Annotated in this window: 6 protein-coding genes; 3 read left to right on the top strand and 3 right to left on the bottom strand. The window is 73.5% G+C overall.

Features of this window, described 5'->3' with window-relative positions:
* Window positions 1-14: 14 nt before the first annotated feature.
* The 3 genes from pheA to FOE67_RS30290 are packed head-to-tail and all read right to left on the bottom strand — an operon-like array spanning window position 15 to window position 4,588.
* On the bottom strand, window positions 15-962 hold the full coding sequence (pheA, locus tag FOE67_RS07175) for a prephenate dehydratase (protein ID WP_182661637.1): 948 nt from the start codon (window positions 960-962) through the stop codon (window positions 15-17).
* Between the two features lie 43 nt (window positions 963-1,005).
* Window positions 1,006-2,385: an iron uptake transporter deferrochelatase/peroxidase subunit gene (efeB, locus tag FOE67_RS07170; RefSeq protein WP_182661635.1), complete on the bottom strand. Its 1,380-nt coding sequence runs from the start codon at window positions 2,383-2,385 to the stop codon at window positions 1,006-1,008.
* A gap of 10 nt (window positions 2,386-2,395) precedes the next feature.
* On the bottom strand, window positions 2,396-4,588 hold the full coding sequence (locus FOE67_RS30290; protein ID WP_182661633.1) for a copper resistance CopC/CopD family protein: 2,193 nt from the start codon (window positions 4,586-4,588) through the stop codon (window positions 2,396-2,398).
* 96 nt (window positions 4,589-4,684) lie between these two features.
* Here FOE67_RS30290 and acnA point away from each other — a divergent pair, with 96 nt between their 5' ends.
* The 3 genes from acnA to FOE67_RS07150 all read left to right on the top strand — a co-directional run bounded on the left by acnA (window position 4,685) and on the right by FOE67_RS07150 (window position 10,404).
* Window positions 4,685-7,405: an aconitate hydratase AcnA gene (gene acnA / locus FOE67_RS07160; protein ID WP_323384409.1), complete on the top strand. Its 2,721-nt coding sequence runs from the start codon at window positions 4,685-4,687 to the stop codon at window positions 7,403-7,405.
* Between the two features lie 395 nt (window positions 7,406-7,800).
* Window positions 7,801-8,991, top strand: a complete 1,191-nt coding sequence (locus FOE67_RS07155; protein ID WP_182661629.1) for an ROK family transcriptional regulator — start codon at window positions 7,801-7,803, stop codon at window positions 8,989-8,991.
* Between the two features lie 300 nt (window positions 8,992-9,291).
* Window positions 9,292-10,404, top strand: coding sequence for a sugar ABC transporter substrate-binding protein (locus tag FOE67_RS07150; protein ID WP_182661627.1), 1,113 nt, complete (start codon window positions 9,292-9,294; stop codon window positions 10,402-10,404).
* Window positions 10,405-10,498: the final 94 nt, after the last annotated feature.

Below are 10,498 nucleotides of genomic sequence, written 5' to 3'. Positions count from 1 at the left end.
GTGGGGGACGGGACTCAGCGCGGCGGGCGGGTTCCCTCCGGCCGGCCGTCCAGGCTGCGGTGCACCCACTCCGCCGCCGCCACGAAGTCCCCGTCCGTGGTACCGGGCTGGAGAGCGGGCCGCACCCCGTCCGCGCGGGGGTACGATCCCAGGAAGCGCACCTCCGAGCAGAGCCGGTGCAGACCCATCAGGGCCTCCCCCACCCGTCGATCCGCCAGGTGCCCCTCGCAGTCGATCTGGAAGCAGTACCGGCCGATGCCCTCACCGGTCGGTCGCGACTCGATCCGCATGAGGTTCACCCCGCACGCCACGAACTCCTGCAGCACCTCCAGCAGCGCGCCCGGCCGGTCCGAACGCAGCCACAGGGCCACCGAGGTCTTGTCCGCCCCGGTCGGTGCCGCCGGCCGCGACGGCCGTCCGACCAGCACGAAGCGGGTCGTCGCGTGCTGTGCGTCGTGGATGTCGGTGACCAGCGGCTCCAGCCCGTACGTCGCCGCCGCGAACTCCCCCGCGAACGCCGCGTCGAAGCGTCCCTCCTGCACCAACCGCGCCCCGTCGGCGTTGGAGGCCGCGGACTCCCACTGGGCGTCCGGCAGGTTCCGCTCCAGCCAGCGCCGCACCTGGGGCTGCGACACCGGGTGCCCGGTGACCGTCTTGATCGCCTCCAACTCCGTGCCGGGGCGCACCAGCAGCGCGAAGGCGATCGGCAGCAGTACCTCGCGGTAGATCAACAGCGGCTCACCGGAGGCCAGTTCGTCCACCGTCGCGGTGACGCCGCCCTCGACCGAGTTCTCGATCGGGACCAGGGCGCCGCCCGCCTCGCCGGTGCGCACCGCGTCCAGGGCGGCCGGTACCGACAGCATCGGCACCAGTTCCCTGGTGGCGGCCTCCGGCAGGGTGCGCAGCGCGGCCTCGGTGAAGGTGCCCTCCGGGCCCAGGTACGTGTAACGGCCGGCAGTCATGCCGCCACGGTAGCGGCTCGCCCGCGCCCCGGCCCTCCCGATCTCACCCTTCGAGCAGGCGTTGCCCGACGTACCCGCCGGGTTCGGCGCCGCCGGGCACCGCGAAGAGACCGCTCGCCTCGTGCCGGATGAACGCCGAGAGCGCGTCCCCCCGGTCCAGCTTCCGCTGCACCGGCACGAAGGCGAGCATCGGGTCGGCCTGCCAGCAGACGAACAGCAGACCGGCGTCGGGTGAGCCGTCCCCGGTGAAACCGTCGTGGTAGGAGTACGAGCGCCGCAGCATCGCCGCCCCGCCGTTGCTCTCCGGCGCGGAGACCCGCACGTGGGCGTCGGCCGGGATGACCGGGCGGCCCCGCTCGTCCACCGCCGCCAGGTCCACCGGCGTGGTCTCCCCGCCGCCGGTCAACGGCGCGCCGTCCGCCCGGCGGCGCCCCAGGATCCGCTCCTGCGTCTCGAGCGGCTGCTCCTCCCAGGGGTCCAGCAGCATCCGGATGCGCCGCACCACCACGTAGCTGCCGCCCGCCATCCAGGCGGGATCCCCGTCGGCGGGCACGAACACCCGGTCCGCGAAGTCCTCCTGCTCGGGACGGAGGTTGTTGGTGCCGTCGATCTGCCCCATCAGGTTGCGGGGGCCCGACTCCCCCGAGGCCGCCCCGGGCGCCCGGTTGAACCCGGCCGTCCGGTGCCGCACCCGGGCCGTGTCGGCGGCGGCCCGTTGGAGGGTGCGCACGGCGTGGAAGACGACGGTCGGGTCGTCCGCCTCCACCTGGATCCACAGGTGACCGCCCGAGCGCTCCGGGTCCAGGGCGTCGGCGGAGAACTCCGGCAGCGGGTCCAGGGCCCGGGGACGGGCGTCGACCAGTCCGACCGCGTCGAAGAAGTCGTGGCCGAAGCCGAAGGTGATCGCCAGACCCGAGGGACCGGTGCCGCCGGCGACGCCGTTGTCGGCGTCCGGGGCCTCGCCCGCCATCATCGCCTCCGCCGCCCGGGACCAGCGGCGCAGCAGGGCCGCGGCCCCGCCGCGTCCGGTGCCGGGCAGCAGGTCCAGGGCGAGCAGCTCGCCGTGCGCCCGGGCGGGGCCGAGGATGCCCGGTTGGTGGGGGCCGTGGAAGTCGAGACGGGTCGCGCCGACGGAGGAGAGCGGCGCGGTGCCGCCGGGGACGTCGGGGTTCCCGGACGCCGTCCGGTCACCGGTGCCGGCGAGCAGTCCGCCGCCGGCCCCGACGGCGAGCCCGGCGGCGCCCGCGGCGCCGGCGGTGCCGAGGAGGCGGCGTCGGGAGACGCCGCTCCGGGCCGCCCGGTCGCCGTCGGTGGTGCCCCCGGGCGGGGGAGCGGCCGGTTCGGTCGGGGGATGCGTCGTGGGACCGGTGGTGCCGGTGGTGCCGTGTGCGGCGGATGCGGTACGGGTCTTGCGGAGGTTCACGGAATCAGCCTCAGCCGATGGGCAGGATGTCGGTCTCGGTGACCTGGTTGATCTCCGAGGTGCGGATGGTCAGGGAGAGTCCCCATTCACCGGGGCGCGGGAGTTGCATGTCGGTCACCGTCCAGTGGTCCGTGTCCACCCGCAGCGGCTCGAAGCGCAGCGGGCCGATGTCCTCGGCGGGCAGTACGAGCGCCACCCGGACCTCCTCCACCGACATCGGCTCCCCGTCGGGGTCCACCGTGCGCACGTGCAGGACGTTCTCGCCGGTGACGGCGGGCTCCACGTCCACCAGCGCGGTGCCGGTGCCGTTCGGACCGCCGGCGGCGAACGGCAGTTCCAGGGTGATCCCCTCCGCCGGAGCGACGGTGCCGGCCTCCGCCGGCGCGTCGGCGGCGGTGCGCGCCGGGGGCGTGCCGGTCAGGGCGGTGGTGACCACCAGCACGACCACCGCGATGAGGGTCTCCACCAGCACCGAGCGGCGCAGACCGGCCCGCTCGGGGTCGGCCGTCAGCGCCCGGTGCCGTTCGGCGCGTTGGACGGCGGCGCGCTGACGGGCGAGCTGGGCCGCCCGGGCCGGGTCCGTCGGTGGGTTGACGTCGGCCGGGGCGCCGACGAGGGCCGGCTCCGGCTCGGCGCCCCCCGTGCCGCCCCCCGGGCCCCCGCCCGGGGCGGTGGGCTCCGGGGCGGTGGGCTCCGGGTCGGTCAGAAGCGCGGTCCAGCGGCGCGAGATCCCCGCCACGACCAGCAGCAACAGCACCAGCGCCGCCTTGGTGACCAGCAGTTGCCCGTAGCCGGTGGAGAAGAGCAGGTCGGCCGAACCGACCTGGCGCCAGGACTGGTAGACACCGGTGATCACCAGCAGCACCACGCTGCCGAACGCCAGGCGGGAGAAGCGCCGCACCGTCTCCCGGGGCAGCCCGGGGTCGCGGAACAGCAGCAGCGCCAGGGTGGCCAGGCCGCCCAGCCAGACGGCGGCGGCCAGCAGGTGGACGATGTCCATCGGGATGGCGACGGAGGTCTGCGGACCGGTGGAGGCGTGCTCCGAGAGGGCCCAGGTGGCGGCCAGGCCGCAGGCCACGATGCCGCCGCCGACGGTCAGGCCGAAGGAGAGGTCGCGGCGGGCCGCCTCCCGGCGCCCGGCGTCGTCCGGCCCGTCACCCCCCGCGTCGCCGCCGTCCCCGCCGGCGTCCTCTTTTTTGTCCCCGCGTTTGTCCCCGCCGTCGCCCGTGGCACCGCTCCCCCCGGCACCGTCGCCTCCGCGCACGGCCCCCGGTCCGGGGACGGGCGCCCCCTGTCCGGCGGGGGCGGTCAGTCGCGCCCAGGTGCCCAGCAGGACCGCCAGGAACATCCCCGCCGCGGCGAGCAGCAGCAGCCGGGAGACCAGGGCGGTCCCCCACCCCTCCGTCACCACGTCCCGCACCGCCGACCACCGCGTGAGGTCCGCCATCTCCCCCGACAGGTACGGGGCGCGCAACACCAGCAGGGCGAGCGAGGCCGCCGTCATCAGCGTCCAGCCCAGCACGATCAGCCGCCGCACCGGGCGGAACCCCGCCGCCTCGGGCCGACACCGCAGCACGAAGGCGGAGCCGCCCACCAGCAGCAGGAACCCCGCGTACGCGGTCCACCGCGCGGTGTCGTAGAGGAAGCCGGGCAGGCCGCCGCCCGGCACGGTCTCCGGCACCGGCGCGGCGGTGGGGGAGGGCGCCCCGATGGAGAAGGTGAACGCCCCGCCCACCGGGTGGCTGTCGGCCGAGACCACCTGCCAGACGACGGTGTAGGTGCCGTCGGGAAGATCGGATCCCAGGCCCACCGCGTACGCGCCGGAGCCGCCGGTCACCGAGCCGTCGTCGATCCGCTCCCCGGTGGGGTCGAGAACCCGGATCGAGTCGTCGGAGACCCCGACCGGCGCGGAGTTTCGCCCCGTGATCTCCGGGGCCCGGGCCGGGCGGCTCGCCGGGCCTCCGCGGTGCGGAGGCGGGTTTCCACCGAGGGATACGGGGGGCGTGCCGGACCCGGGGACGCCGTGGTCGGCCCGTTCCGGCCCGTCCGCGCCGCCCGATCCCCGCCGGGGGTCACACGGCGCCCCCGGCGCATGACCGGGCGGCGGGGATGTACTAGAGTTATCTCGACATCGAGATATTTTGTCGAGGGGCGCGTCACCGTCCCGCCCCGCCTCCCCGCGGCGTCGTCCCGGGCGCGCCACGCGCCGGCGACTAAGGCTTGCCTTACCGGTCACGGGCGTGCGGCGCGCGGCAGGATGGCGTCAGGACGCGCGAGTCATGCACCGAAGGAGTCTGTCGTGTCGGCGAACAGCTTCGACGCCCGTAGCACGCTGCGGGTGGGCGACGAGTCGTATGAGATCTACCGGCTGGACAAGGTGGAGGGCTCCGCCCGCCTCCCCTACAGCCTGAAGGTCCTGCTGGAGAACCTCCTGCGCACCGAGGACGGCGCGAACATCACCGCCGACCACATCCGCGCGCTCGGCGGCTGGGACGCCTCCGCCAAGCCGAGCCGGGAGATCCAGTTCACCCCCGCCCGGGTGATCATGCAGGACTTCACCGGCGTACCCTGTGTGGTCGACCTGGCCACCATGCGCGAGGCGGTCAAGGAGCTGGGCGGCGACCCCGCCCGCATCAACCCGCTGGCCCCCGCCGAGCTGGTCATCGACCACTCGGTCATCGCCGACAAGTTCGGCACCGCCAACGCCTTCCGCCAGAACGTCGAGCTGGAGTACGGCCGCAACCGCGAGCGCTACCAGTTCCTGCGCTGGGGCCAGACCGCCTTCGACGAGTTCAAGGTCGTCCCGCCGGGCACCGGCATCGTGCACCAGGTGAACATCGAGCACCTGGCCCGCGTGGTCATGGTCCGCGACGGCCGGGCCTACCCGGACACCCTGGTCGGCACCGACTCCCACACCACCATGGTCAACGGCCTGGGCGTCCTGGGCTGGGGCGTCGGCGGCATCGAGGCCGAGGCGGCCATGCTCGGTCAGCCCGTCTCCATGCTGATCCCGCGGGTGGTCGGCTTCAAGCTCACCGGCGAGCTGCCCACCGGCACCACCGCCACCGACCTGGTGCTCACCATCACCGAGATGCTGCGCAAGCACGGTGTGGTCGGCAAGTTCGTGGAGTTCTACGGCGAGGGCGTCGCGGCGGTCCCGCTGGCCAACCGCGCCACCATCGGCAACATGTCGCCGGAGTTCGGCTCCACCGCGGCGATGTTCCCGATCGACGGCGAGACCATCAACTACCTGCGGCTGACCGGCCGCGGCGAGCAGCAGCTCGCCCTGGTCGAGGCGTACGCCAAGGAGCAGGGCCTGTGGCTGGACCCGGCCGCCGAGCCGGACTTCTCCGAGCACCTCGAACTGGACCTGTCCACCGTCGTGCCGTCCATCGCCGGTCCCAAGCGTCCGCAGGACCGCATCGCCCTGTCCGACGCCGCCCAGCAGTTCGGCCAGGACGTGCGCGTGTACGTGGACGACACCGACCTGGACGAGGCGGGCAAGGAGTCCTTCCCGGCCTCCGACGCCCCGGCCGTCTCCAGCGACGTGCCGAGCAACCCGGTCACCGTCACCTCTCCCGACGGCGTGACCTACGAGATCGACCACGGCGCGGTGACCGTCGCGGCGATCACCTCCTGCACCAACACCTCCAACCCGTACGTCATGGTGGCCGCCGCCCTGGTCGCCAAGAAGGCGGTGGAGCGCGGCCTGACCCGCAAGCCGTGGGTCAAGACCACCCTGGCGCCCGGCTCCAAGGTCGTCATGGACTACTACGACCGCGCCGGCCTGACCCCCTACCTGGACAAGATGGGGTTCAACCTGGTCGGTTACGGCTGCACCACCTGCATCGGCAACTCCGGCCCGCTGCCGGACGAGGTCTCCGAGGCGGTCAACACGCACGACCTGGCCGTGGTCTCGGTGCTGTCCGGCAACCGGAACTTCGAGGGCCGGATCAACCCGGACGTGAAGATGAACTACCTGGCCTCCCCGCCGCTGGTGGTCGCCTACGCCATCGCCGGGTCCATGAAGGTGGACATCACCCGCGACGCCCTGGGCATCGACACCGAGGGCAACCCGGTGCACCTGTCCGACATCTGGCCCTCCGAGCAGGAGGTCGAGGAGGTCGTGGCCTCCGCGATCGGCCAGGAGATGTTCGCGGGCAGCTACGCCGACGTCTTCGCCGGTGACGACCAGTGGCGCTCCCTGCCGGTGCCCACCGGCGACACCTTCGAGTGGGACCCGGAGTCCACCTACGTCCGCAAGCCCCCGTACTTCGAGGGCATGGGCATGGACCCGGAGCCGGTCGGCGACATCACCGGCGCCCGGGTGCTGGCCAAGCTGGGCGACTCGGTGACCACCGACCACATCTCCCCGGCCGGTGCCATCAAGGCCGACACCCCGGCCGGGCAGTACCTCACCGAGCACGGTGTGGAGCGCCGTGACTTCAACAGCTACGGCTCGCGCCGCGGCAACCACGAGGTCATGATCCGCGGCACCTTCGCCAACATCCGCCTGCGCAACCAGATCGCGCCGGGCACCGAGGGCGGCTACACCCGCGACTTCACGCAGGAGGGCGGGCCGGTCTCCTTCATCTACGACGCCTCCCGCAACTACCAGGAGGCCGGCATCCCGCTGGTGGTCCTGGCGGGCAAGGAGTACGGCTCGGGTTCCTCCCGCGACTGGGCGGCCAAGGGCACCGCGCTGCTGGGCGTCAAGGCGGTCATCGCCGAGTCCTACGAGCGCATCCACCGCTCGAACCTGATCGGCATGGGCGTGCTGCCGCTGCAGTTCCCCGAGGGCGCCTCGGCGCTGGACCTGGGGCTGACCGGTGAGGAGACCTTCTCGATCACCGGCATCACCGCGCTCAACGAGGGCGGCGTCCCGGAGACGGTGAAGGTCACCACCGACACCGGTGTGGAGTTCGACGCGGTGGTCCGCATCGACACCCCCGGCGAGGCGGACTACTACCGCAACGGCGGGATCATGCAGTACGTGCTGCGCTCGCTGATCCGCCGGTGATGACGCACGGGTGATCCGCGGATGACCACCGGGCGGGTCGGTTCCCCGACCCGCCCGGTGTCCGCCCCGACCCGCCCGGTGCCCCCGAGCCCCTTCCCGGCGCGGGGGCACCGGGCGTCCTCCGTGTCTCCCCCTCCGCGCCGGCGGGCACCGGGAGCACACCGTTCGGGCACCGAACGGACACCGGGAGCCGGGAAGCGGACACCTTCGGGCACATCCGCCCACGTCCCGGGGCCGGCCGGCGACCGACCGGACCGGAACCGGTTCAGCCGGAGTTTTCCCGGGGCCGATCCTCAGTTCATATAGTGGTCGCGGTGCCGTCTCCCTCCTCGTGGGCGGCCGGCGGACCCCGGGACGAGTCCGCCCGGGGACAACCAACACGCTGGGAGAGGGTCGTGGAGACTCCGGGCTCGCAGTCGTCACTGCACCGCGCCAACCTGGAACGGGTGGTGCGGGCCGTCCGATCCGCAGGGTCGCTCACGCAGGCGGAGATCGCCCGCACCACCGGCCTGTCCGCCGCGACGGTCTCCAACATCGTCCGCGAACTGCGGGACCTGGGCACGGTGGACGTGCGCACCACCTCCGCCGGCGGCAGGCGGGCCCGCAGCGTCTCGCTCTCCACGGACGCGGGCATCGTCGTCGGTGTGGACTTCGGCCACTCCCACCTGCGGGTCGCGGTGGGCAACCTCGCCCACCAGGTGCTGGCCGAGGAGGCCGAGCCCTTCGACGTGGACTCCTCCGCCGACCAGGGCTTCTCCCGGGCGGAGAAACTGGTCGCCCGACTGCTGGCGATGGCCGGGGTGGACCGGGACAAGACCATCGGGGTCGGCCTGGGGGTCCCCGGGCCGATCGATGTGGAGACCGGCACCCTGGGCTCCACGGCGATCCTGCCGGGATGGCGCGGCATCAACCCGCGCGAGGAGCTGGCCGAGCGGCTGGGCGTCCCGGTGCACGTGGACAACGACGCCAACCTCGGCGCCCTGGGCGAGCTGGTGTGGGGCAGCGGGCGCGGGGTGCGCGACCTGGCCTACATCAAGGTGGCCAGCGGCGTCGGTGCCGGTCTGGTGATCGACGGGCGGATCTACCGGGGCCCGGGCGGCACCGCCGGGGAGATCGGGCACATCACCCTGGACGAGTCGGGGCCCGTGTGCCGCTGCGGCAACCGCGGTTGTCTGGAGACCTTCACCGCCGCCCGACACGTCCTGCCGCTCCTGCACGCCAACCACGGCACCGACCTGACCATGCCCCGTGTGGTGCAGCTCGCGCGCGAGGGCGATCCCGGCTGCCGCCGGGTCATCGCGGACGTGGGCCGCAACGTGGGCCAGGGTGTGGCGCAACTGTGCAACCTGCTCAACCCCACCCGGGTGGTGCTCGGCGGTGACCTGGCCGAGGCGGGGGAGCTCGCGCTGGGGCCGATCCGCGACTCGGTGAGCCGGTACGCCATCCCCTCGGCGGCGCGTCGCCTGACCCTGGTACCGGGGGCCCTGGGCGGTCGGGCCGAGGTACTGGGGGCATTGGCGCTGGTGCTGCGGGAGATGGGCGACGGGGTGCTGCTCGGCGCCGTGAACGGCTACCGGCAGCCCTGAGCCCCGCCCGGCGGCCTTCCCCCGGCACCCGGCCGGGGGCCGCGCGGGACGGACGGCGCGCCCGGGAGGCCGAACGGTGCCCTTCCGACGGAAGGACGGGGCATGACCTTTCCCCGGAGGAGCTTTGTCCGGAAAATGGGGATCCCGCGTTCGTCGGATGAAGGCGTAGGTCGGAGCCGACCCGCCGCCGACGTCCCGTCGGTTGAAGGTTGGTCCGGTTGTCGACCGCACCGACGGGGCGCGGTCGGCTCATCCCGGTCGGGCCGCGGGGCCGCGACCCCGGCGGAAGGCGAACACATCATGCGGACGTATCCGCGACGTGCCGTGATCGGCACGGCGACCCTGGCACTGGCGGCCGCGCTGACGGCCTGCGGTGAGGCCGGCGACGGCAACGACGGGAACGACGGCGACGGCGACGACGGCGGGAACGGCAACCGCACCATCGGCCTCCTCCTCCCGGACACCACCACCACCCGGTACGAGGCGTTCGACCGCCCGGTCATCGAGGCCACCATCGCCGAGCTGTGCGGGGACTGCGGGGTCACCTACGACAACGCCGCCGCGGACACCGCCCGGCAGAAGCAGCAGTTCGACACCATGCTCACGCAGGGGGTCGACGTGATCATCCTCGATCCGGTGGACGCCGCCGCGACCGGTCAATGGGTCGAGGACGCCGCCGCGGAGGGCGTGCCCGTCATCGCCTACGACCGGCTGGCCGAGGGCGACGTCGACGCCTACGTCTCCCACGACAACGAGGCCGTCGGCCGCCTCCAGGGTCGGGCCCTGCTCGACGCCCTCGGGGACGACGCCGAGGGCGCCCGGGTCATGATGATCAACGGCTCGCCGACCGACCCCAACGCCGCCCTCTTCAGGGCCGGAGCCCTGGAGATCCTCGAGCCGGTCGTGGAGATCGTCTACGAGCAGGACATCGAGGACTGGGACCCGGACATCGCCCGGGACACCGTCACCTCCGCCGTCCGGGCACTGGGCACCGACGGGTTCGACGCCGTGTACTCCGCCAACGACGGTCTGGCCACGGGCATCGTCAACGCCCTGCGCGGCGCCGGCGTCGAGGACGTCCCGATCGGCGGCCAGGACGCCGAACTCGCCGCCCTCCGGCGGATCATCGCCGGCGAGCAGGCCTTCACCGTCCACAAGGCCCTGATCCCCCAGGCCGAGATCGCCGCCGAGATCGCCGTGCGCCTGCTCGACGGCGAGGACTTCTCCGACCTCACCCCCGACAGCGTGGACAGCCCCACCACCGACGGTGTCCCCGGCGTCCTGCTGACCCCGGTCACGGTCACCGTGGACAACATCGAGGAGACGGTCATCGCCGACGGCTTCCACACCGCCGACGAGATCTGCACCGCCGAGCTCGCCGAGGAGTGCGCCGAGGCCGGCATCGGTGGATGAGCCGGGGGAGCGGGCCGGACCCCACACCCCCGGTTCCCGGTTCCCGCTCCCGTCCCCCGGGGCGCCGACCCGAGCCTGTCTCTTATACACAACT

It is taken from the genome of Streptomyces calidiresistens (assembly GCF_014141525.1).
In the GTDB taxonomy this organism is placed as follows: domain Bacteria; phylum Actinomycetota; class Actinomycetes; order Streptomycetales; family Streptomycetaceae; genus Streptomyces; species Streptomyces calidiresistens.
The sequence above is the reverse complement of the archived record's forward strand: the minus strand, read 5'-3'. Positions and strand labels throughout refer to the sequence as shown.

Excerpts from the sequence above, each read along its gene's own strand:
- pheA (WP_182661637.1), bottom strand. The coding sequence starts at position 962 with ATGACTGCCGGCCGTTACACGTACCTGGGCCCGGAGGGCACCTTCACC.
- FOE67_RS07150 (WP_182661627.1), top strand. The coding sequence starts at position 9,292 with ATGCGGACGTATCCGCGACGTGCCGTGATCGGCACGGCGACCCTGGCA.